The organism is Nitrosomonas limosa (assembly GCF_054188085.1).
The window spans coordinates 18,995-41,564 of sequence record NZ_CM135180.1; the positions used below are offsets into that span (position 1 = coordinate 18,995).

18 protein-coding genes are annotated in these 22,570 nt (G+C 47.1%); 13 read left to right on the top strand and 5 right to left on the bottom strand.

Features of this window, described 5'->3' with window-relative positions; genetic code table 11:
• The first annotated feature begins 36 nt into the window (after positions 1 to 36).
• The 3 genes from ACV7NC_RS00095 (at position 37) to ACV7NC_RS00105 (ending at position 3,975) form a co-directional block, all read left to right on the top strand.
• A complete protein-coding gene (locus ACV7NC_RS00095) occupies positions 37 to 2,007 on the top strand; it encodes a monovalent cation:proton antiporter-2 (CPA2) family protein (RefSeq protein ID WP_458153364.1) in 1,971 nt (656 codons plus the stop codon).
• 65 nt (positions 2,008 to 2,072) lie between these two features.
• Entirely contained in the window at positions 2,073 to 3,350 is a 1,278-nt protein-coding gene (gene nirK, locus ACV7NC_RS00100; RefSeq protein ID WP_458153365.1) for a copper-containing nitrite reductase, read from the top strand.
• A 97-nt stretch (positions 3,351 to 3,447) separates the two neighbouring features.
• On the top strand, positions 3,448 to 3,975 hold the full coding sequence (locus ACV7NC_RS00105; RefSeq protein WP_458153367.1) for an adenine phosphoribosyltransferase: 528 nt from the start codon (positions 3,448 to 3,450) through the stop codon (positions 3,973 to 3,975).
• A gap of 36 nt (positions 3,976 to 4,011) precedes the next feature.
• On the opposite strand, the gene mpl is transcribed toward ACV7NC_RS00105, so the two are convergent.
• Positions 4,012 to 5,397 carry a UDP-N-acetylmuramate:L-alanyl-gamma-D-glutamyl-meso-diaminopimelate ligase gene (mpl, locus tag ACV7NC_RS00110; protein ID WP_458153368.1) on the bottom strand — a complete coding sequence of 462 codons (1,386 nt, stop codon included), beginning with the start codon at positions 5,395 to 5,397 and terminating at the stop codon, positions 4,012 to 4,014.
• A gap of 174 nt (positions 5,398 to 5,571) precedes the next feature.
• Between mpl and gluQRS the strand changes: the two genes are divergently transcribed.
• The 5 genes from gluQRS to ACV7NC_RS00135 all read left to right on the top strand — a co-directional run bounded on the left by gluQRS (position 5,572) and on the right by ACV7NC_RS00135 (position 8,883).
• Positions 5,572 to 6,456 (top strand): tRNA glutamyl-Q(34) synthetase GluQRS, encoded by an 885-nt coding sequence (gene gluQRS, locus ACV7NC_RS00115; protein ID WP_458153369.1) that lies wholly within the window; start codon positions 5,572 to 5,574, stop codon positions 6,454 to 6,456.
• A gap of 98 nt (positions 6,457 to 6,554) precedes the next feature.
• Positions 6,555 to 7,724, top strand: coding sequence for an NAD(P)/FAD-dependent oxidoreductase (locus ACV7NC_RS00120; protein WP_458153370.1), 1,170 nt, complete (start codon positions 6,555 to 6,557; stop codon positions 7,722 to 7,724).
• 22 nt (positions 7,725 to 7,746) lie between these two features.
• Complete coding sequence (locus ACV7NC_RS00125; RefSeq protein ID WP_458153372.1) at positions 7,747 to 8,226, top strand: SRPBCC family protein; 480 nt, start codon at positions 7,747 to 7,749, stop codon at positions 8,224 to 8,226.
• Between the two features lie 54 nt (positions 8,227 to 8,280).
• Positions 8,281 to 8,733, top strand: a complete 453-nt coding sequence (locus ACV7NC_RS00130) for a PAS domain-containing protein (RefSeq protein WP_458153373.1) — start codon at positions 8,281 to 8,283, stop codon at positions 8,731 to 8,733.
• 12 nt (positions 8,734 to 8,745) lie between these two features.
• Positions 8,746 to 8,883 carry a hypothetical protein gene (locus ACV7NC_RS00135; protein ID WP_458153374.1) on the top strand — a complete coding sequence of 46 codons (138 nt, stop codon included), beginning with the start codon at positions 8,746 to 8,748 and terminating at the stop codon, positions 8,881 to 8,883.
• 119 nt (positions 8,884 to 9,002) lie between these two features.
• Here ACV7NC_RS00135 and ACV7NC_RS00140 read toward each other — a convergent pair whose 3' ends face one another.
• Together ACV7NC_RS00140 and dnaE are read right to left on the bottom strand one after the other, a co-directional pair.
• Positions 9,003 to 9,914, bottom strand: a complete 912-nt coding sequence (locus tag ACV7NC_RS00140; protein ID WP_458153375.1) for a restriction endonuclease — start codon at positions 9,912 to 9,914, stop codon at positions 9,003 to 9,005.
• Positions 9,915 to 9,973: 59 nt separating this feature from the next.
• On the bottom strand, positions 9,974 to 13,459 hold the full coding sequence (gene dnaE, locus ACV7NC_RS00145; protein ID WP_458153376.1) for a DNA polymerase III subunit alpha: 3,486 nt from the start codon (positions 13,457 to 13,459) through the stop codon (positions 9,974 to 9,976).
• Positions 13,460 to 13,518: 59 nt separating this feature from the next.
• On the opposite strand from dnaE, the gene trhP reads away from it, so the two are divergent.
• The gene (gene trhP, locus ACV7NC_RS00150) at positions 13,519 to 14,886 is read left to right on the top strand and encodes a prephenate-dependent tRNA uridine(34) hydroxylase TrhP (RefSeq protein ID WP_458153377.1); all 1,368 of its coding nucleotides are present in this window, start codon (positions 13,519 to 13,521) and stop codon (positions 14,884 to 14,886) included.
• Here trhP and ACV7NC_RS00155 read toward each other — a convergent pair.
• Both ACV7NC_RS00155 and ACV7NC_RS00160 read right to left on the bottom strand, forming a co-directional pair.
• Positions 14,883 to 15,878: a YheT family hydrolase gene (locus ACV7NC_RS00155; protein WP_458153378.1), complete on the bottom strand. Its 996-nt coding sequence runs from the start codon at positions 15,876 to 15,878 to the stop codon at positions 14,883 to 14,885. The two genes, trhP and ACV7NC_RS00155, sit on opposite strands and share 4 nt — an antisense overlap.
• Positions 15,879 to 16,041: 163 nt before the next feature.
• A complete protein-coding gene (locus ACV7NC_RS00160; RefSeq protein WP_458153379.1) occupies positions 16,042 to 17,760 on the bottom strand; it encodes a methyl-accepting chemotaxis protein in 1,719 nt (572 codons plus the stop codon).
• A 608-nt stretch (positions 17,761 to 18,368) separates the two neighbouring features.
• Between ACV7NC_RS00160 and ACV7NC_RS00165 the strand changes: the two genes are divergently transcribed.
• The 4 genes from ACV7NC_RS00165 to ACV7NC_RS00180 are packed head-to-tail and all read left to right on the top strand — an operon-like array spanning position 18,369 to position 22,555.
• Positions 18,369 to 20,009: a sensor histidine kinase gene (locus ACV7NC_RS00165; protein ID WP_458153380.1), complete on the top strand. Its 1,641-nt coding sequence runs from the start codon at positions 18,369 to 18,371 to the stop codon at positions 20,007 to 20,009.
• Positions 20,010 to 20,019: 10 nt separating this feature from the next.
• Complete coding sequence (locus ACV7NC_RS00170; RefSeq protein ID WP_458153381.1) at positions 20,020 to 20,466, top strand: response regulator; 447 nt, start codon at positions 20,020 to 20,022, stop codon at positions 20,464 to 20,466.
• Positions 20,467 to 20,472: 6 nt separating this feature from the next.
• Positions 20,473 to 21,930: a response regulator gene (locus ACV7NC_RS00175; protein WP_458153382.1), complete on the top strand. Its 1,458-nt coding sequence runs from the start codon at positions 20,473 to 20,475 to the stop codon at positions 21,928 to 21,930.
• Positions 21,923 to 22,555 (top strand): response regulator, encoded by a 633-nt coding sequence (locus ACV7NC_RS00180; RefSeq protein ID WP_458153383.1) that lies wholly within the window; start codon positions 21,923 to 21,925, stop codon positions 22,553 to 22,555. Before ACV7NC_RS00175 ends, ACV7NC_RS00180 begins: the two co-directional genes overlap by 8 nt.
• Positions 22,556 to 22,570: the final 15 nt, after the last annotated feature.

Consider the following 22,570-nt stretch of genomic DNA (forward strand, 5'->3'; position numbering starts at 1 on the left):
ATCTTTACGCCTTTATTCTAATTAACTGCTTTCATTATGTTCGATCCATTGCAACCTGTTCTGATTTTGCTGGCCGTCGCCGTATTGGCAGTGGTGGTGTTTCGTCTATTGCGCCTGCCGCCGATGCTGGGTTACTTGTTGGCCGGCGTTTTGATTGGTCCGCATGCATTAGGATGGATCGCGGATAACGATGAGACTCGGCATTTGGCAGAGTTTGGCGTGGTTTTTTTGATGTTCAGCATCGGTTTGGAATTCAGCTTGCCTAAGCTCGTCGCGATGAAGCGCATCGTGTTCGGTTTTGGTACAGCGCAAGTTACTGTGACGATTGCGGTGGTGATTGTCGTTGCGTGGATATTCCATTTGGATTGGCGTATTGGGCTGATACTCGGCGGCGCTTTGGCGATGTCGTCCACTGCGATTGTGAGCAAGATGCTGTCTGAACGGGCCGAGCTTAATTCGCTGCATGGCAAACAAGTGATTGGCGTTCTGCTGCTGCAGGATTTGGCGGTAATCCCGTTGCTGATTATCGTCCCTGCCCTGGCCGTTCAGGCAAATACAGAGGCGGATGATTTCACCGCTATGTTGATGCTAGCGATGTTGAAAGTAATCGTTGTCTTAATGTTTGTTTTTTTTATTGGGCAGAAGTTGATGCGCCGGTGGTTCCACCTGGTGGCCCGGCAAAAGTCTTCGGAATTGTTTGTGCTCAATGTGTTGCTGATCACATTAGGGCTGGCGTGGATCACGCAAATGGCGGGTTTGTCGCTCGCGTTGGGAGCATTTTTAGCCGGTATGTTGATTTCCGAAACCGAGTATCGCTATCAAGTGGAAGACGATATCAAACCTTTCCGGGATGTGCTGCTGGGGTTGTTTTTTGTCACCATCGGCATGTTGCTGGATTTGCAAGTAGTCCTGGATAATTTTGTTTGGGTATTTGTCATCTTGCTGGCATTGACGGTTCTAAAAATCGCGATTGTTGCCGGTTTGTCGCGCTTGTTTGGGGCCAGCACCAGTGTTGCGCTCAGAACCGGGCTGAATTTAGCGCAAGCGGGCGAATTTGGTTTTGTGTTATTAGCGCAGGCGAATGAAATCGCATTGATTGAAAATTCGGTGCTGCAGCCGGTGTTGGCTGCGATGGTCATTTCGATGTTCTTGGCGCCATTTTTCATCGAATATAGCGATGCGATGATTCAACGGTTTTATAGTTCCGATTGGATGCATCGCGCGATGCAGATTACTTCGATCGCCGCGCAAACCATGGCGGCGCAAAGTCACGTGATTATTTGCGGCTACGGACGCGGCGGTCAAAGCATCTCCCGCATTTTGGAACAGGAAAGTATCCCTTTTATCGCGCTGGATCTCGATCCGTATCGCATTCAGGAAGCAACCCGCGCCGGTGAGTCGGTGGTGTATGGCGATGCAGCGAGGCGGGAAGTATTGATCGCAGCAGGCCTCATGCGTGCGAAAGTGCTTGTCGTGAGTTATTCCGATACCGTATCCACGTTGAAAATTCTGAAGCATGTGCACGAATTGCGCCCGGATCTGGCAGTTGTCGTCAGAGCCCAGGATGACACCAATATTGATCTATTGAAAGAAGCAGGCGCAACCGAAGTTGTTGCCGAGATCATGGAAGGCAGTTTGATGCTGGCTTCGCACGCGCTGATGTTTGTTGATGTATCCTCCGTGCGTATCTTGCGCCGGATACGGGAAATCCGGGAACAACGCTACAGCCTGCTGCGCGGATTTTATTATGGTTCGGATGAGATGGACGATGGTAACGAAAAAAATTCTCCGCGTTTGTTAACCATTACGATACCGCCGGATGCCGCAGCCATTAACAAGACTTTAAAGGATATCGATCTTGCCGTCGAAGTGACTGCGGTACGGAGACGCAATATCCGTGGGCCACTGCCGACGGATGAAACGCGGCTGGAGTCAGGTGACGTGATTGTGCTGAGGGGAACGCAAGAAAATCTGGCGGCTGCGGAGATTAAATTATTGCAAGGTTAGACAATATTTTAAGCTGGAAAAATGAAATTTAAAATAGCAAATCCCTATTGGCATTGTGACTTTTTATGAAAAGATTTCAGTCATTTACAGCATTTAAGAATGGACAGTGCGGCGAAGAAAGTGTATATTCGCGGTTCCGCCCTTTGCTCTTTTTGAAGGGCAGGTGTTGGGCAGTCGATGATTGCATCAACAAAAAATGGCGCAAAAATAAAGCGCAAAGTTCATCTTATATGGAGGGAGATATGATTAAAGCTGTTCAAGCAATGGTTGGTTTAGGATTGCTCTGTTTCGGTGCGACACAAGCTGTAATGGCTGCAACGGACATTTCTAAATTACCGCGTGTAAAACAAGAACTGGTAGCTCCGCCGAATGTACCGGCACACGAGCAAGTTTCAAAAGGTCCAAAAGTTGTTGAAGTAACTATGGAAACCGTTGAAAAGCTGATCGAAGTAGCTCCAGGTGCAAAAGTTTGGGCACTGACTTTCAATGGTAGCGTTCCTGGTCCGCTAATCGTTGTTCACGAAGGCGATTATGTTGAACTGACTTTGAAAAATCCAAAATCAAGCACATTAGCGCATAACGTAGACTTCCATGCTGCTACCGGCGCATTGGGTGGTGCAGGTTTAACGCTGGTTCAACCGGGTGAAGAAGTTGTGTTGCGTTGGAAAGCAATTAAACCAGGCGTATTCGTTTATCACTGCGCTCCTGGTGGAACCATGATTCCATTCCACGTTATTTCTGGTATGAGTGGCGCTATCATGGTATTGCCAAAAGGCGGCCTGAAAGACGAAAAAGGCAAACCATATCGTTATGACCGTGCATACTACATCGGTGAACAAGATTTCTATTTGCCGAAAGACAGCAGCGGCAAATTCAAAGAATACGGCTCACCAGCTGAAGGCATGGCTGATATGCTGGAAGTCGCTAAAGGACTTATCCCAACTCACGTAGTATTCAACGGTGCAGTTGGCGCCATCACTGGCGATAACGCATTGAAAGCTAATGTAGGTGAAAAAGTTCTGTTTATCCACTCACAAGCTAACCGTCCTTCCTATCCGCACTTGATCGGTGGACACGGTGATCTGTATTGGGTAGGCGGTTCATTCAGCGATGTACCTCTGACCAGCCAAGAAACCTGGTTCGTGCCAGCAGGTGCCGCAGTTGCTGCAGCTTATCAATTTCATCAACCTGGTTTGCATGTATACCTCAGTCATAACCTGATTGAAGCGGTATTACTGGGTGCTGCTGCTCATATGACCGTTGAGGGCAAATGGGATGATGACATCATGACTCAAGTTAAAAAACCAGCCAGCTATGATGCAAAAGCTGCAATGGACCACTAAGATTTGATTTAGTGTAACTTACAGTCATTATCAGAGGCCTCAACCAATCCCGGTTGAGGCCTTTTGTTTTTCAGTGTTTAAATTTCCAGATCCCATCATGTCGATTAAATCGCATATCCGGACAATTCCGCATTATCCGCATCACGGCATTATGTTCCGTGATATTACAACCTTATTGAAAGATCCGGTCGGGTTACACACGACGATTCAGGAGATTGCGCATCGTTATGAAGCAGCGGCGATTGATAAGGTCGCCGGTATCGAGTCGCGTGGTTTTATTATTGGCGCACCGGTCGCCTATCAACTCGGCAAGGGATTTATACCGATTCGAAAGCGAAACAAGCTACCTGCGGAAACAGTCGGCAGAGATTATCAATTGGAATATGGCAGCGACCGGATTGAAATTCATGTGGATGCCATTCAACCGGGAGACCGGGTGTTGCTGGTCGATGACTTGATTGCCACAGGCGGAACCGCGGAAGCGGCTGCCGGACTGATTACGGATATGGGCGGCATCGTGGTTGAATGCTGCTTTGTGATCGACTTGCCGGACGTCGGCGGGCGGGTGCGGCTAGAGAACCTCGGTCACAAAGTATTCGCGCTGTGTGAATTTGCCGGCGGCTAATTTCCGGAAGTGAGCGCAACGGAGATTCATACAATCTCAAGCTTGCCGCAATGCGGTCAGTAGTTTTTCGTGAATCCCGCCGAACCCGCCGTTGCTCATGATCAAGATATGATCGCCCGGACGTGCAATGATTGCGATAGCTTGAACGAGTTGATTCAAATCGTCGCTGCAATGCGCTTTATTATTCAATACAGCCATCGTGTTTGCCGCCCATTGCGAATCCTTTGTGAAGCAAAAAACTTGGTCGGCGGTTTGCAGGCTGGCGGCGAGTTGATGCTTCCAAACCCCCATTTTCATAGTATTTGAGCGTGGCTCCAGGACTGCGATAATTCTTGCCTGATCGACGTGTGCTCGCAGGCCATCCAAGGTCGTTTGAATGGCAGTCGGGTGATGGGCGAAATCGTCATAAATGGTAATGCCGTTAACTATACCGCGCATTTCCATTCGGCGCTTCACGTTTCTGAATTGTGCTAACGCTTCGAGCCCGATATTCACCGATACTCCCGCATGTCGAGCAGCGATCAGCGCTGCAAGCGCATTCATCCGATTGTGCTCGCCCAGCAAATCCCATTGCAAGGAGCCTTGATAAGTGGCCCCCAGATAAACCTCGGTGTTTTTTTCGTGCAATCGCGTATGCCAGCCGGGTTCAGTACCGAAGTACTCAACCGGCGTCCAGCAGCCTTGTTCCAAGACATCTTGCAGATTGCTGTCTGTTCCGTTGGCGGCAATCAGGCCGTTATTGGGAATAATCCTCACCAGATGATGAAACTGCCTTTTGATGGATTCGATATCCGGGAAAATGTCGGCATGATCGAATTCAAGATTGTTTAAAATGGCTGTTCTCGGGCGATAGTGAACAAATTTTGAACGTTTATCAAAGAATGCCGTGTCATATTCGTCGGCTTCAATGACAAAGAACGGTGAAACTTCCGTAGCACATAATTCGGTCCGAGATGAGGGTGGCGACAGGTTTCCGATGCGTGCCGATATGCCGAAATTTTCCGGGATACCGCCAATCAGAAATCCCGGGTTTAAACCGGCGTAGTGCAAGATCCAGGCCAGCATGGAGCTGGTTGTGGTTTTGCCATGCGTACCGGCAACCGCGAGGACCCAGCGTTTTCTGAGAATATTGTCTGACAGCCATTGTGGACCCGAAACATAGGGTAAGTTGCGGTTGAGAATTGCTTCCATTAATGGGTTGCCGCGCGTGATCACATTACCGATCACAAATAGGTCCGGCTGGATGTTAATTTGCTCGGGCGAATAGCCAGCGATCAATTGAATACCCTGTGATTCAAGCTGCGTGCTCATCGGCGGATAAACATCTTGATCGCAACCGGTAACAGTGTGCCCGGATTCGCGCGCGATGGCGGCAATACCGCCCATGAAAGTGCCACAGATTCCAAGAATATGAATGTGCATGCTCGATTTTGTAAGAATGATTGCGTGAAGTAAAAAATACGATTATGAATGTCATTCGTTCAGGATTATAGTTTATCCGTGTCATGCCCGGAGAATGTTTGAGGAGTATGGATGTGCATCGATCAGGCAGGTAAATGTTATGGCATTATCTTTCTGTAACTTATTGGTGAAACTATGCGATTAGCCGATCAATCTTATCGTGGACGATTTGCGCCGTCACCGACCGGACCACTGCATTTCGGCTCACTGGTTGCTGCGGTAGGCAGTTATCTCGACGCAAAATCTCAAAATGGGAAATGGTTGGTCAGGATCGAAGATATTGATTTGCAGCGTACGATACCTGGAGCAGCGAACGAAATTTTAACGGCACTGGAAGGTTTTGGATTTGAGTGGGATGAAGAAGTGGTTTATCAGAGTCGGCGCACGGATGTCTATTCGAATGCAATGAATATTCTGGAGCAGCGTGATCTCGTCTATCCTTGCGCATGTTCAAGAAAGGAAATTGCAGATTCCAGCATCCGCGGTTTAAGCGGTCTGATTTACCCGGGAACATGCCGGCACAATCCACCGCACGGAAAAAAATCTTATGCCATGCGGATACGAGTGACCGATGCAATAATTTCGTTTTCCGACCGAATCAAAGGCCGGTATTCGCAAAAATTGAGCCGTGATATTGGCGATTTCGTATTGCGCCGGGCGGATGGAATCTTTGCTTATCAATTAGCTGTGGTGATAGACGACGCGATGCAGCATATTACCCATGTGGTGCGCGGCGCCGATCTTCTCGATTCAACGCCGCGCCAAATTTTCCTGCAGCAAGTGTTGGGCTATCCAACGCCGGCGTATATGCATTTGCCGGTAGTAACAAATCTGCACGGTGAGAAACTCAGCAAGCAAACCAACGCGATGCCGGTTGATGTCGCGGATGCATTACCGCTATTGGTCAAAGCCTCACATTTTCTGGGGCAGCAGCCGCCACCGGAACTGTTGCAGGGAGATGTTACTTCTTTTTGGCAATGGGCCATACAGAACTGGCAAGTAGCTTCTGTACCGGGCTGATAATCGGTATGGATCTTTAAAGGATTTCTAAGCCGCTGGTTTGAGATTTATGCTAGTCTGTATCGCTGGAATTGACTTTGCAGCTTGTAGAATGAGGAATGACTGTGGCTTTCTTGCCGTTTAATATCGCAAAAAATAAGCAATTAAAGGTGGTCATCGCCGGAGGCGGCTATGCCGGGCTGGCGGCATTAACGAATCTTTTGCAGTTTGCCCCGGATACGGAAATCACAATCATTGATCCGCGGTCGCATCACATCAAAATAACGCATTTGCACGAAACGTTCCGATATCCCTTATCGGACTTGCTGGTTCCTTTTGAAACCATAGAAAAACGCTACGGTTGCAGGCATATTCAAGCTTCTTTGCAGATTGATCCGGAAGCTTTGCAAAGCTATCAAGAGAAAAACCAGTTGGTGGTCAATGATGAGGCGATTGAATTTGATTATCTGATCATCGCTGCGGGTTGTGAAAGTAAAGCCGTTGATTCGGAAAAACCTTCAAATGTACTGACTTTGAGCGATTTTATGGAGTCCAGCGGCGCCGATTTGTTGTCAACCAGGTTGAATAATCGTGATTGGCCGGCACCATCGATTACCGTTATTGGCGGGGGCGCAACCGGCATTCAGTTTCTTTTTGAGATCAGGCAATACCTTCTTCGCGTCAATAGAAAAGTCAAATTAACCTTGGTTCATTCAGGGAAGCACGTGCTAGAGCAATTCCCCGGCGGTTTTGGCACTTACGTCGAGTCGCGCATGGACGATATGGGCATCGACTTCTATCCGAACACTTATTTCTGTGAACAGCAGGCAGAGCAAGTTTTATTGACTGACAAAGAAACAAAAACGCAAATAGTGCTATCATCCAATTTGGCAATTCTATTTTTGGGCAAGAAGCAACAGAATACCTTCTCTGCCAACGCATTTGGGCAGATTCTTGTTGACCAGGAGCCATTGCACAATATTTTTATAGCTGGAGATTGTTCGCAGTTTCAATCGCTGGGCTCGAATACTCTGACCGCACAATCGGCGGTTAGGAAAGGTAAACTGGTAGCACGTAACATTCTAAGGCACGCTGGCTTTCCAGGGTTTCTTGAACCCTATCTTCATCATGAGTTAGGGTATGTCGTGAGTCTGGGGGCCGCGGATGCAGTCGGATGGCTGGTTGCGGAAAGCAACATCATCACCGGCATCCCTGCCTTAACCATTAAAGAGCTAGTAGAAGCGCAATATGACTTATTATTGGCAGGAATCGATACGTACGTCGTTTAGATTATCCTGCGGGAGACATAATATGCTTGGTTTGTTCAAAGATAATCCGGTGGTTGGCAAAGCCAGCACAATCATCAAGAGTCCGCCCGATAAACTTTTCGATTTTATCGGAAATAATCTGCTCACCAACTATCCGCGATGGTCACCGGAAGTTAAGGAATTGGAAAAAATCACCGATGGTCCGGTCAAATTGGGAACGGTATGCCGGCAGGTGCGGATCGATCAGGGGAATCGCTCGGAGTCGACATTTAAAGTCAAAGTATTCGATAACGGATCACGCATTTGTTTTGAGGGTGTTTCCAATCCCTACCGGTGCGATTATTTGATTGAACCGGTCAATTCATTGGATAGTCGCATTACGTTCATTTTTGAGTTGCTCAGTCTGGATTTACATGTAAGACCTTTTGAGAAACTGGTACGCATTGCGGTGCAAGATGGTACTGAAAGAACCGTTATGAATATTAAAAAATTAATCGAAGCAGAGCAGGCCAGTTCAAATTAATCAGTCATGATTGTGCCTTAGTAAACGAATTTTTGGTTAACCTGGAGAAAAATCATGGATTTTATCGTTGAAAAAGACCCTGGATTAATTCCGCAAGTATTGTCCAAGATTCTTGACTCATGTGTGAATGGGGTAACGTTGGCCGATCCGGATCAAGAGGACATGCCCTTGGTGTATGTCAACAAAGCCTTCGAGCAAATCACCGGTTATACGCTGGAAGAAACGGTTGGAAAGAACTGCCGCTTCTTACAAGGCAATGAACATGATCAAGCGGCCGTTCAGCAATTGCGCGACGCGATAAAAAATAAAAAACCCGTGGAAGTAGTGCTGCGCAATTACCGTAAAAACGGAGAACTGTTTTATAACCATCTGTTGGTATCTCCGCTCTTCGATTCACACGGCAATCTGCTTTATTTTCTCGGCGTGCAGTTCGACATCACACCGCGGATACGTGCCGAAGAAGAAATTAAATCACTCAAAGAGCAGTTGGCCGCACTTAAAAAATAAACTTTCTGATACATGGTTGCCGAAGGTTGCGGGCTGAAGCCGGTAACATTATCGTTCGGCTTGGTCTATGCCTATTCGATCGACCGGAGCGATGCTCGCGCCATCGCAAAAAAACTTGCTGCGGCCGATCAAACGGTTTGTGATGCGTAAGGAGCGTTATGAGTTGTTTGAACGCAGGTAAGTTTTTAGATTCCTGCTATTTCTAATTCTGTAGAATACAAACAAGGCGCAAAGCAACTCGCAGGGATTGATTCGATACTTAGAAAACTTTATTCTTCAGTAAAGTAATCTGTATCAATTCGCTTAATCTCGTATGTTGCTTTTACAGATACGCCAAGATTATGTTCGATCATATACTCCGACAACTGTGTGCCATCGATAAGTACCACTCGCGGATCAATATGGGATACATAGTCACGGGCATCTTGGGAGAATGTTCCCGTAGTAAGGAATACTCCTTTCCGGGCTCTTTTTCCATGTAATGCGCCCACGAATTTCTGGATTTCTGGACGTCCGACATTGCCAGTCCAACGCTTAGCCTGTATGTAGATAGCTTCTAATCCGAGGCGATCTTCACTGATGATTCCATCGATGCCTTCATCACCCGATCTGCCGATGGCGCTACCAGCTGCTATGCGATTGCGACCATATCCCATTTTGAGCAGTAATTCCACAACCAGCTTTTCAAAAAAAGCGGGTGTGCATTGTTTAATATGCTCAAGGAGCGAATTAGCCAGTTCTTCGTTTATGCTTTGATAAGATTGTTCTAGTAATTCTTCGGGTGTTTCTGAGATTTCTGGCGAGAAAGCGATTTTTTGTTCGGTTTTATTTGTTTTCGTGGGTGTTCGAAATGCTCTGAATTTTTCAAACTGAACCAAAGATGAGATTGTGATTTTGTTTGGTTTTGTACCCAAAAGTGTTTTTCCTTCAGTGGTAACTTGGAATTTGCCTCTTTCTGGGGAAAAAAGAAGCCCAGCTTGTTCCAAGTATACTTTTGCCCATGCAACTCGATTATCAAATCTACGCTGTCTCCCACTAGGTAAGAGTTCTGCGATTTCGTCGCTGGTTAAAGCAAAAATTGTAGTGAGATGCTTACGAGCATCACTCAATGTTCGTACTTTTCCGTCACTAGCAAAATGAAGCAAAGGGAGCATGAGCGTTTGAAAATCGGGAATGGGCATATTATTTTCCTAAACAGATTTATATTTCCTTGATAGCGCAATATGTTATGTCAAGTTGTTTAATAGATTATTTCGATATTACTAATCTGAAAATGCCCATCCAGTGATTCCAGCAAATCATCATGCAAATACACCCGCCAATCGTTTCCCAATTCCAATTCACTGCAGGCCGATTCATTACGGTACAGGAGCGTGACCGGGCAGTAGTTCGCATAATGTTTTTGCGCTTGTGGGGAGAAAGGACTTAACAGCGTCTTGAGACCCGAAATCAAATCGTTTGTTGTGGCATCGCAGCGGATTAACAAGCGTTTGGCGAAGCGCGTGCGGATTCCGGCGAGGTCGTACAGTTGTTCGGCGGTGATGCGCAGTTCGCTGTCTTCTTCGCCATTGTAGGCACGGTTGCTGACCTTCGCTTCAACGATCAGCAATTGATCTTCCTTGAGCCAGGCGCGGTTGGCGTCGAACAGTTCGCTGAAAACCACCACTTCGAGTCGCGCTTTGCCGTCATCGAAGTTGATGACGCCCATGCGGCCGCGGCGCGTCATTTGCACGCGCAGTGAGTGGATGATGCCGGCCAGCAATTGCGGTTCGCGGTTCGGGTTCAGACGGTCAAGGCGAGTGCGGATGAATTGTTTGAGTTCCGGTGCATAGGTGTCAAACGGATGGCCACTGAAGTAATAACCCAAGCTGATTTTTTCCTGGTGCAGTTGTTCCCGTTTGTTCCAGGCTTCGGTTTGTATTAATTGGGTCTGCAAATGCGACTGGCTGTCGAAATCTCCGAACAAATTTGCTTGGTTGCTGGCCTGGCTCTGCTGCTCGGCGGCTTCGATTGCCACCCCGACGGATGCCATCAGGCTGGCACGGTTGGGATTGAGCGTATCGAACGCGCCGACGCGAATCAACGATTCCATGACCCGGCGGTTGGCGATACGACGGTCGACGCGGTTACAAAAATCAAACAGATCGACGAAAATCCCGTCTTGTCCGCGTGCTGCGGTAATCGCATTGATTGCCGATTCGCCGGTGCCTTTGACGGCGCCAAGGCCGAATCGGATGGTTTGGCTGTCGACTGGAATAAAGCGGTAAACGGACTGATTGATATCCGGCGGCAGGATTTTTAAGCCATTGGCGATACTGTCTTCAACAAAGATTTGCACTTTGTCGGTGTCGTCCATGTCGGCGGACAAACACGCCGCCATGAATGCTGCCGGATAATGTGCTTTCAGATAGGCGGTCTGGAAAGCGATTAGCGCGTAGGCAGCGGCGTGCGATTTGTTGAAGCCGTAGCCAGCGAATTTTTCCATCAATCCGAATAGCTCGGTGGCTTTATCTTCGCTCAAACCGTTGGCGACTGCGCCATTGACGAAAATATCCCGCTGTTGCGCCATTTCCTCGACTTTTTTCTTACCCATCGCGCGGCGCAGCAAGTCGGCGCTGCCCAAACTATAGCCGCCAATGACCTGCGCGATTTGCATCACCTGTTCCTGATAAATCATGATGCCGTAAGTTGGCCCGAGAATCGGCTCGAGACGCGGGTCGAGATATTCGATCGTTTTCCGGCCATGCTTGCGGTCGATGAATTCCGGGATCAAATCCATCGGGCCAGGTCGGTACAACGCGACCAACGCGATGATATCTTCGAAACGGTCCGGTTTGGCTTTTTGCAGCAGGTCGATCATGCCGCGCGATTCAAACTGGAAGATTCCGACTGCATTACCTTTGCGCATCAATGCATAAGTTGCTTCGTCGTCGAGCGGTAAAGATTCCAAAGAGAATGGAGGAGCGGACGGATCCTCGTTCGGATGCAATTGGCGGATGTAGTCTACGGCGCGATCCAGAATGGTCAGTGTGCGCAGCCCGAGAAAATCGAATTTCACCAGTCCGATTTTTTCGACATCGTCCTTGTCGAGCTGACTGACAACTGCATCCGCTGATTCGGTGCAGTAAATCGGACAGAAATCGGTGATTTCGCTCGAGGCGATCAAGACACCACCGGCGTGCATACCGATGTTGCGCGTTAGGCCTTCGAGACTTTCCGCCAGCTCCAGCAGATTGCGCACGTCTTCCTCGGCTTCCGCGCGCAAATTGAGCTGCGGTTCGAGCTGGCGCGCTTTTTTCAGCGTCATGCCGATTTCGAACGGTACCAGTTTGGCGAGTTGATCGACAAAGTTATACGGTAAATCCATGACCCGGCCAATATCGCGGATCACTGCTTTTGCCGCCATCGAGCCGAAGGTGGCGATTTGCGATACCTTACCGGTGCCGTAACGCTGCTTGACATAGTCGATCACCAGCTCGCGCCGGTCTTGGCAGAAGTCAATATCGAAATCCGGCATCGAAACCCGCTCCGGATTCAAGAAACGTTCGAATAGTAAATCGTAGCGCAGCGGATCGAGGTCGGTGATGCCCAGCGAGTAGGCGACCAGCGAGCCGGCGCCGGAACCACGTCCGGGGCCGACCGGTACGTCGTTTTGCTTGGCCCAGTTGATAAAGTCGGCAACGATTAGAAAATACCCGGCGAACCCCATCTGGATGATGGTGTTGACTTCAAATTCAAGGCGCGCCAAGTATTGAGGCAGTTTGCCGGTGCGTGTTGGATCATCCGGAAACAGTTGTTGCATGCGTTTGTGCAGACCTGCCGCCGCTTGGTCCCGCAGGTATTGATCGAGGCCTTCGTTGTTGGGGGTTGGAAACAATGGCAAACGATTGATCCCCAATTCCAACACCAGATTGCAACGCTTGGCGATTTCGATGGTATTGGTGAGTGCGCTGGGGATGTCGGCGAATAATTGCGCCATTTCATCCTGGGTTTTGAAATACTGTTGTTCGGTGTAATGCTTCGGGCGGCGCTTATCATCCAGGGTATATCCTTCAGCGATACAGACGCGCGCTTCGTGGGCGCGGTAATCATCGGCATTCAGAAATTGCACGGGATGTGTGGCGACCGCGGGGAGATCGAATGTTTGTGCCAGCATCAGGGTTTGCTGCACGAGCATGGCTTCGTGCGCATGACCGTCGCGCTGAATTTCAAGATAAAACCGATCGGGAAACAAGTCCGCCCATTTGCGAGCCTGAACAGCGGCTTGCTCCGCATTGTTTTGCAGAATGGCGTGGCCGATGTCGCCAAAGCGTCCCCCCGATAGCGCAATGAGTCCCGCCGTGCCAAATTCGTCAGGCTGCAGCCATGTTTCCTTGATTTCAGCCCGGCCATGGTATTGGTTCTCACGATAAGCACGCGATAGCAACCGCGACAGCAGTAGATAACCGGCGTGCGATTGACACAGCAAAAGCAACCGGATCGGTTTGTTGCGGTCGGTTTCGTTGGTGATCCAGACATCGCTGCCAAGAACCGGTTTAACGCCATTTTTGATGGCGCTTTGGTAGAATTTGACCAGTCCGAACAGATTGGCAAGATCGGTTAACGCCAATGCCGGCATTTGATCCGCGACTGCTTTCGCCACCGCATCGGGAATGCGGATTGTGCTATCCAGAATGGAGAATTCGCTGTGCAGCCGCAGATGAATAAAAGCAGGGGTGGTTGGCATGGTGTTACAATCCGGATCAACTGACTCTGTCATTGACTAATCGAACGTTATTTTACCTTATGTTGAAATCACCAGAACTTTTACTTCCAGCCGGTACTTTGGAAAAAATGCGCGTTGCTTATGCTTTCGGCGCTGATGCGGTGTATGCCGGACAGCCGCGCTATTCATTACGCGCGCGTAACAACGAATTTGCATTGGAGCAGATTAAAACCGGCATTACCGAAGCGCATGCAGCCGGGAAAAAGTTTTTTGTCGCCAGCAATATCATGCCGCATAACGCCAAAGTCAAGACATATATGGATGATATGGCGCCGGTTATCGCGATGAAACCGGATGCTTTGATCATGGCGGATCCGGGATTGATCATGATGGTGCGGGAAAAATGGCCGGAAGTGCCGGTTCATTTGTCGGTGCAAGCTAACACCGTGAACTACATGGGCGTCAAGTTCTGGCAGAAAATCGGCTTGACGCGAGTGATACTGTCGCGCGAGTTGTCGCTGGACGAGGTGGCGCAGATTCGCGATCTTTGCCCGGATATGGAAATCGAGGTGTTTGTACACGGCGCACTGTGTATTGCCTATTCCGGACGTTGTTTGTTATCGGGTTATTTCAATCATCGCGATCCGAATCAAGGTACGTGCACCAATTCCTGCCGCTGGGATTACAAAGTGAAAGCAGCGGAGGAAAATCCGAGCGGCGACATTCAAGAGATCGGGAAAATCGACTTCGATTTCGGCCAGGTGATGCAGCAGTCGGAACAATCCGCCTTATCCGGCGGTTGCGGACCGATCGAGCGGCATCCGGCAGCGGATCAAGTCTATCTGATCGAGGAAAAGGAACGGCCTGGTCAACTGATGCCGATCATGGAAGACGAGCATGGCACGTACATCATGAATTCCAAGGATTTACGCGCGGTCGAGCATGTCGAGCGGCTGGTCAGGATCGGTGTGGATTCACTGAAGATCGAAGGGCGTACCAAGTCTCTGTATTATGTCGCGCGCACCGCGCAAGTCTATCGTAAAGCAATCGACGACGCAGTTGCCAATAAACCGTTTGATCCGGCGTTACTGGGTGAGCTGGAGGGCTTGGCTAATCGCGGTTATACCAGCGGTTTTTATCAACGTCACAGCACGCAAGAAACGCAAAACTATTTGCGCGGACATTCCGAATCTAACCGCAGCCAGTATGTCGGCGATGTCACCGGCTTCGATGCGGCCAACGGCCTGGCGGAAATATTGGTAAAAAACCGCTTTCAGGTGGGGGACCGTTTGGAAATCATTCATCCGTCCGGCAATCAAGTGGTCGAGTTAGCGCAGATGCTCGATACTGCAGGGCGGCCGGTTCAGGTTGCACCCGGGAGCGGTCACCGGGTCAAGATACCGCTCGGCAGAAATATGGAAAATGCCTTCGTCGCACGGTTTTTTTAGCATTGATGCTGAAAAAAACTCAGAATTTTTTGTGGCAGCCAATTCAACGTGCCAGGGAACGGTCCTTGCATGAAGCCGGCGTGACCGCCTTCTTCCGGGAATTCCAATAGAACCTCAGCGGACACTTCGTACGGATTCGGCAGCACGGATGCTGGCATGAACGGATCGTTGCGCGCGTTAATCACCAACGTCGGTACTTTGATATGCGGCAGCCACTGTTTGCTGCTCGATTGCCGCCAATAATCATCGGTATCGCGGAAGCCATGCAAAGGGGCGGTCACGATATTGTCGAAATCGTATATTGACGTGCATTTCCTCAACGCCTCGGCGTCAAACAAGCCGGGGAACTGTTGCAATTTCTCGAATGCTTTGTCTTTAAGCGAGTTCAGGAAATGGCGCGTGTAAACCAAGTTGAATCCCTGATCCAATGCTGATCCGGCTGCCGCTAAATCAAGCGGTACCGACACAGTCGCGACGCCGTTAACCAGAGCTTTCGCACTTTCACCTTGTTCGCCTAGCCATTTTAGTAGCGCATTACCGCCGAGCGATACACCGATGACGTAGACCGGTTGCAATGCATCCGGTTGCTGCGTTTGGCGGATTATGCGTCGCAGCATCCAATCGATTTCCTGCGAGTCACCGGCGTGATAGGCGCGCGGCAAGCGATTGGGTGAGCCGGAGCAACCGCGGAAATGGATCACGACGCTGCGCCAACGATATTGGGTCAGATTGTTGATGGCGCTGAGAATGTAGTGACTCGAAGAATCACCCTCAAGGCCGTGGAAAAAAATAACCAACGGTGCTGCATTGGAACCATCGACCCAATCGATGTCAATAAAATCACCATCGTCGAGTTCCCAGCGTTCACGACGGTACTGGTAAAGCGGGGAGGGTTTATTAAAGTAGGGATAGAGTGTTTGTGGATTTCCACCCGGAAGCCACGACGGTGCTATATACGGTTGTGTGTATAAAGGGATAGCAATTTCAGGCATAGATACTTCGTGCAAGTTGGAGGAAAACAAAATTTTCGCAACTATACCTAAATTGTTGCAGATACAAAAATGATCGTGGCCAGTTTTGACTGGCCACGGGTTAGAAATCTAGGATTTATCGAGAAAAACGCGAATATTTTTTTAAATCTTACTCGATTATTTTTTATTCTCCCATTGCAATCAAATTTCTTTCGTTCATGTCCGGACTATGATCTCTCTCGGCTCGATTGCCAGCAATGTTACCGCGATTTGTGACTTTCTTTTTTCCCAGAAGAACAACCGAAGCTGGTTGTTTAAAATCATTATTCGCAACGTTGAAAATGGAAGTTGCGCCAACCAATTCACTGGCTTGTCTTTCCAGAGAAGCGGCAGCGGCAGCGGCCTGCTCAACGAGAGCGGCATTTTGTTGGGTGACTTCATCCATTTGCGATATGGCTTGATGCATTTGGTCGATGCCAGTACTTTGTTCTTTGGATGCTGCGGTGATCTCAGACATTATTTCGGTGACGTGTTGAATGGCACCGACAATTTCATCCATGGTTTTTCCGGCCCGGTCGACCAAGTCGGTACCTTCCGTGACTTTATTAACTGAGTCATCGATCAGCATTTTAATTTCCTTCGCTGCGGTAGCGCTACGTTGCGCAAGATTACGAACCTCAGTAGCCACGACCGCAAAGCCGCGTCCTTGCTCCCCGGCCCGTGCGGCTTCAACCGCGGCGTTCAGCGCCAAGATATTGGTTTGGAAAGCAATGCCATCAATCACGGAGATAATATCAGCGATTTTGCTGGAGCTTTCGCTAATTATTGACATGGTGGTTACAACTTCTTTCATCATACTTCCACCCTTGGCGGTTATATCGCTGGCAGTTTTGGCAAGTTGATTGGCGCTAATGGAATTGTCGGTATTCTGACGTACCGTGGTAGTTAATTCTTCCATGCTGGCTGCCGTTTCTTCCAAAGAAGAAGCTTGTTCTTCGGTGCGCTGCGATAAATCCAGGTTGCCTGCGGCTATTTCCTGGGTTGCCTGACGGACAGATTCGGCGTTTTGTTTTACATCCAGAACGGTTGCTCGTAAATTAACACTCATCTGCAATAGCGCCCTTGATAATTCACCAAATTCATCGGTGCGTTTTATTGTGAATTTATGAGTAAGATCACCGGCGGCCATAGTATTGGCAACGGTAATAGCTTGTTTTAGAGGTGATACGGTGTTTTTTATTAAATCGAAAGCGAAGTAGAACATCAAACCTAACCCGACCAAAGTGATGCCAGCAATCGAATTGCTGAGGGCTGAGATTGAAGATTGTGTAAGGCCCCACCAACCCAATCCGCCAACCGTCATCAAAAATAGCGCAGCGATTGCCATAAAGAGGCAGATGCGTTTACCGACGGTCATTTTAAATAACCTTGATAGTTTACCGATCCAGTCGGTGCGTATGACTTGGCCCTTTTCAATTTTTAAATGCTTAGCTTTGCCTTCGAGAATTTGCCGGTAAACCGGTATGGCTTGATTGATTGCTTCCTGGGATGCCTTGGTGCGAACGGAAAGATAACCGGTTACTGCGCCGTTCTTTATGATGGGAGTTGCATTGGCGGTAATCCAATAGTAATCGCCATTTTTGCGCCGGTTCTTGACGAGGCCTGTCCATGGCTGTCCTTGTTTAAGTGTATTCCATAAGTCTTCGAAGGCTTCAGGCGGCACGTCGGGGTGACGCACGATATTGTGCGCTTTACCGATCAATTCTTCTTCAGGAAAACCGCTGACTTCGATAAATGTCGGATTTACATACGTAATTCTTCCTTTTGTGTCGGTGGTGGAAACGATCAGCGTGTCATCGTTAATGGGATATTCAATGTTTGTAACTGGAAGATTGAGTCTCATGATTAACCTCTTGTAATATTTTTTTGAATCTGACTAACCCTGAGTTTTACGGTTATGGAAGCATAAATATTTTGTCAGTCGTTTCTCTTAATTTTTAAGATATCAAGAAGTTATTGTAGGAATGTTCTTATTATTAAACTTCAGTATTTGTAATTGGTTTTGTAACCATTAACGAAAGCTAGACGCATGTTGATCGAATAATACGATCAATGCGATGTTTTCTGGCGACGCAACCCTAACTTTGTGCAGAATTTTATTAGTGTAAGAATAGCCCGGAAACTTGCCTTATTTTCGTGTGATTGTCGGAAAACTATTTGAATTACTATTAACTTGAAATATTCTCTTCGTGATTGTGTATAGTGAAAAACATATGTGTTTCGTATCAGAATCTAACGCAGTCGTTAGAAAGAACTTTTTCTTGGGTTGTGGGATTGATTAATAAGAAGAATCAAAGAATAAATGGAATCAATCAGAAAAATCCTATATTTTTTAATTTATCAGGCAGATACCATTACGCCCCATGTATCCATAGCATTTGTGATTTGCCCAGTTGCCTAGAATCTTTTAGCGATAAATCTAAGCTTTTCTTTTGAGCAGAGTCAACGACCATGAATTTACGAAATGAATCCGCACGGATGAATGTTTTTATTCCTTTTAGCGGTTTAGCTTCTGCAAGTTTATCTATATCAGAAGCTGAGACTGGCAAACCGGATTCTGGAAGTAATTTTTCAAGAACTCAGTTCGTTTCCAACCTATTTGTTAAGGAAAATGGCTCATTAAAGCTCATCGATTCGGAATATCAGCATCGGTTACAAATTTTGGAATGTCTGTACAAGATTTCGAGCGATATGCTGGTGATTAACTCGATTGATGATTTATGTTACCGATTAATTGCTCATGTGTCTCTGTTATGGCAACCAGATCAGGAAGTCTTTCCTTATTTGGAAATTGGTGATCGATATTTCATTCAAGATGAGACTATGAGGCTATTAGGTAATAAACTGTCTGCTCCAATTAAACTGGGCGGCGAGATCGTTGGCCAATTCGGAATTAATTATAAGCATATAGAATATCCAAACATGGCGAGTTTTAATGTTTCTGACTTTCTTAGCAGTATTGCTGAGGATATCGGAGCTTGGTTACAGAGAAAGAGGCTCCGTGACATGGAAATTGCCTACTTGAATGATGTCAGGATGACGGAGCGAGCAATCAATGAGCACGCAATTATTGCGGTTACAGACTTGTGTGGAAAAATTGAATATGTCAATCAGAAGTTTTGTGCAGTCTCGAAATATTCAGCTGAAGAGTTAGTCGGGCAAGATCATCGGATCATTAATTCAGGCTATCACTCCCGGGATTTTTTTCGTAACTTATGGTCCACAATTTCCAAAGGCAAAATCTGGAAAGGTGAAATCAGGAATCGGGCAAAAGATGGTAGTTTTTACTGGGTTGATACGACTATCATTCCTTTTCTTGATACGAACGGATCTCCTTTTAAATATGTCGCGATACGTACCGAAGTGACGGCACACAAAAAATTGGAAGCAAAAATGGAAGAACAGGTTACAGAATTGGCTCGCTCCAATGATGAGCTTGAACAATTCGCCTATGTCGTTACCCATGATTTGCAGGAACCATTGCGTGCCATCACCAGTTTTGTGCAGTTATTAAAAAAATATTGTAACGAGCGATTGGATGAACGTGCCAACGATTTGATATCTCATGCGGTAGCCGGAGCAAATCGCATGCAGATGCTGATAGACGATTTGTTAACCTATGCGCAAGTAAATGCCAGTCAAGCGATGACTGATATTGACTGTAATCAATTGCTAAGTAATTTGTTGATTGATCTTTCGATTTGTATCGATGAGTGTGAAGCTATCGTCACCTATGATAAGCTTCCCGTGGTTAAAGGGATTCCCTTTCAATTTACGCAATTATTTACTAACTTGATCAATAACGCGCTTAAGTTTAAAAGAGCGCATCCACCTCAGGTACATATTGGTTTCAAGGAAAAACCGGATGAATGGATTTTCTCGGTAACCGACAACGGTATCGGCATAGAGGAACAGCATTTAGATCGAATTTTCAGGGTGTTTCAGCGGTTACATAGCCGCAAGGATTATACGGGTACCGGTATTGGTTTGGCGATTTGTAAAAAAGTAGTTGAATATCATGGCGGCAGGATATGGGTAGAGTCTCGGCCCAGTATCGGGTCGTCATTTTTTTTCTCGGTCCCGAAACGATGATAAATAAGCTATGAGTGATCAAAAAATGAACCGTTCCGGCGTGATTCTAATGGTTGATGATAATCCCACAGATGCCATGTTGGTTAAAGAAGCTTTCGCATGCTCTGATGAAAATACAGAAGTTTTCGTCGCAGAGGATGGTGTTTTTGCGCTGGAGTTTTTAAGAAAGCAAGGTTCATATCTTCAAGTTCCCCGTCCCGATATCATTTTGCTGGATCTCAATATGCCCAGGAAAAACGGTATCGAATTTCTAGCGGAGATGAAAGCGGATTTAGACTTAAGAATTATCCCGGTCATTATTTATACTGCCTCCGCTACAGATCAGGATATTAAATCTGCTTTTCAGAATTACGCGAATGGTTATATCAGGAAATCGGCTAATTTCGATGAGTGTATTGGAATTGCCAAATCAATCAGTGACTTCTGGTTTTCAACATCAATTCTTTGTAAACCATAATCGGGTATGACCGGCTCCGAAATTCATATCTTATTAATAGAAGACAATGAAACCGATGCAATTCTTGTGCAAAGTGATTTGCAACAGGCAATGGGCGATCAAGTTTCCGTTGTTCACGCCGAGCGGCTCAGTTCTGCATTACAGCTGATACAGGAACAATCATTTGATTTGATTTTATCCGACCTCACTTTGCCGGACAGTGATGGCGTTGAAACCATTAATCATTTACGTAAACACGCGGCCAGTATTCCCATTGCGGTATTGTCATTTCGCGACGACGAAAAACTTGCGATCAAATCGATCAAAGCGGGCGCGCAAGACTATCTCGTCAAAGGTAGCTTGACTGAAGGTGTTCTTGCGCGAGTGATCCGCTACTCGATTGAACGCAAGCGTATCGAAGAAGGTATCCGGAAAGCCCAGCAGCGGTTTCAGACCATCTTCGAGAAAGCTCCGCTTGGCATTGCTTTGATAAATTTGCAAAGCGGCAGCTATTATGATGTCAATCCGAGGTATGCAACCATTACCGGCAGAAGCGTGGAAGAGCTTCTTGAAGGCAATCAGTCCGACATTTTTTACCCTGAGGATGTGCTGTCTTATCATAAAGATATTGAACTTTTCATCAAGCAGCGGTCACAGGATTGTAAAATTGAGAAAAGGATTTTACGCCCGGATAAGGCTATTATCTGGATCGAAATGTCGATTGTTCCTTTCGAAATCATAGCTGACAATGAAATATCTTATTTATGTATGATAGAAGATATTACAGAACGCAAGCGTATGATCGAGAATTTGCGGCATTTGACAGCGCATTTGCAGGATGTCAGGGAAGAAGAGAGAACTCGGATTGGCCGTGAAATTCATGATGTGCTGGGAGGAACGTTGACTGTTCTGAAAATGGATTTAGATTGGCTTTCTAAGAAAATCACTGCAGAACCCATGCACGAGCGGATTAAGTCACTCTATCAATTAACCGGGGAAGCGATTGAAACTGCGCGACGGGTATCGGTGAATTTGCGGCCCAATGTACTTGATAATTTGGGGTTGCACGGTGCAATCGAATGGCTGATTAGAGAATTTGAGCAACGAACAAATATCAAATGTAACTTAGAATCCATGGTTGAAAATTTATCATGTCGCAATAAAAGTTACGAGACCAGCATTTTCCGGATTATTCAAGAAATTTTTATAAACATTACGCGACATGCGCAAGCCACTCGGGTCGATATTGAACTGGCTGAAGAAAGTGGTGAAGCGGTGATAACGGTCAGGGATAATGGTGTTGGAATTAAGGAATTTCAAATTCTGAATCCTGAATCCTTTGGAATCATAGGGATGAATGAAAGAGCGCAGCAGCTTGGTGGAAAAATAGAAATTATGGGAATACCGTCGGAAGGGAGTGTCGTAACATTAAGATTGCCGCTTGCAGTGGTGGCAGCCAGTGATGGAGAAAGCATAAATGATTAATGTTCTGATTGCTGATGACCATGCATTGTTTCGAGATGGACTGAGAAGAATTTTTAGCGAAACGGATGACATCGAGGTGATTGCCGAAGCTGTGGATGGTAAAGATATCATCAAGAAAGCACGGGAATTTAAATGGGATGTAGCGTTGCTGGATATCAATCTGCCCGATATGAATGGCTTGGATATCCTGAAGCGGATAATTTCAACAAACGCTTCATCCTGTGTGCTGGTTCTGAGCATGTACCCGGAAGAAGAATATGCCATACGGGCTATTCGCTCGGGTGCATCCGGTTATTTAACGAAAGACAGTCCGACCGATCAACTGATTCACGTGATTAGAAAGCTCTCCAAAGGTGGAAAGTATGTCAATCCGGAGCTGGCGGAAAAATTGTTGTTCAATCCGTCCATGGATACTACAGAATTGCTCCATACGTCCTTCTCTGATCGCGAATTTCATGTATTCAAACTGATCGTTGCCGGGGAGTCTTTAACATCGATTGCCAGCAAGCTGTCGTTAAGTGTAAAGACGGTCAGCACTTACCGGTCTCGCATCTTGGAAAAAATGAATATGAAGAATAATGCGCAGTTGGTCCGGTATGCGATTCAACACAAGCTGGTGGAATAAGGGGCAGGATCCTGT

Coding starts and splice junctions, on each gene's coding strand:
- ACV7NC_RS00095 (WP_458153364.1), top strand. CDS start 37: ATGTTCGATCCATTGCAACCTGTTCTGATTTTGCTGGCCGTCGCCGTA.
- nirK (WP_458153365.1), top strand. CDS start 2,073: ATGAAAAGATTTCAGTCATTTACAGCATTTAAGAATGGACAGTGCGGC.
- ACV7NC_RS00105 (WP_458153367.1), top strand. CDS start 3,448: ATGTCGATTAAATCGCATATCCGGACAATTCCGCATTATCCGCATCAC.
- mpl (WP_458153368.1), bottom strand. CDS start 5,397: ATGCACATTCATATTCTTGGAATCTGTGGCACTTTCATGGGCGGTATT.
- gluQRS (WP_458153369.1), top strand. CDS start 5,572: ATGCGATTAGCCGATCAATCTTATCGTGGACGATTTGCGCCGTCACCG.
- ACV7NC_RS00120 (WP_458153370.1), top strand. CDS start 6,555: ATGACTGTGGCTTTCTTGCCGTTTAATATCGCAAAAAATAAGCAATTA.
- ACV7NC_RS00125 (WP_458153372.1), top strand. CDS start 7,747: ATGCTTGGTTTGTTCAAAGATAATCCGGTGGTTGGCAAAGCCAGCACA.
- ACV7NC_RS00130 (WP_458153373.1), top strand. CDS start 8,281: ATGGATTTTATCGTTGAAAAAGACCCTGGATTAATTCCGCAAGTATTG.
- ACV7NC_RS00135 (WP_458153374.1), top strand. CDS start 8,746: ATGGTTGCCGAAGGTTGCGGGCTGAAGCCGGTAACATTATCGTTCGGC.
- ACV7NC_RS00140 (WP_458153375.1), bottom strand. CDS start 9,914: ATGCCCATTCCCGATTTTCAAACGCTCATGCTCCCTTTGCTTCATTTT.
- dnaE (WP_458153376.1), bottom strand. CDS start 13,459: ATGCCAACCACCCCTGCTTTTATTCATCTGCGGCTGCACAGCGAATTC.
- trhP (WP_458153377.1), top strand. CDS start 13,519: ATGTTGAAATCACCAGAACTTTTACTTCCAGCCGGTACTTTGGAAAAA.
- ACV7NC_RS00155 (WP_458153378.1), bottom strand. CDS start 15,878: ATGCCTGAAATTGCTATCCCTTTATACACACAACCGTATATAGCACCG.
- ACV7NC_RS00160 (WP_458153379.1), bottom strand. CDS start 17,760: ATGAGACTCAATCTTCCAGTTACAAACATTGAATATCCCATTAACGAT.
- ACV7NC_RS00165 (WP_458153380.1), top strand. CDS start 18,369: ATGAATTTACGAAATGAATCCGCACGGATGAATGTTTTTATTCCTTTT.
- ACV7NC_RS00170 (WP_458153381.1), top strand. CDS start 20,020: ATGAGTGATCAAAAAATGAACCGTTCCGGCGTGATTCTAATGGTTGAT.
- ACV7NC_RS00175 (WP_458153382.1), top strand. CDS start 20,473: ATGACCGGCTCCGAAATTCATATCTTATTAATAGAAGACAATGAAACC.
- ACV7NC_RS00180 (WP_458153383.1), top strand. CDS start 21,923: ATGATTAATGTTCTGATTGCTGATGACCATGCATTGTTTCGAGATGGA.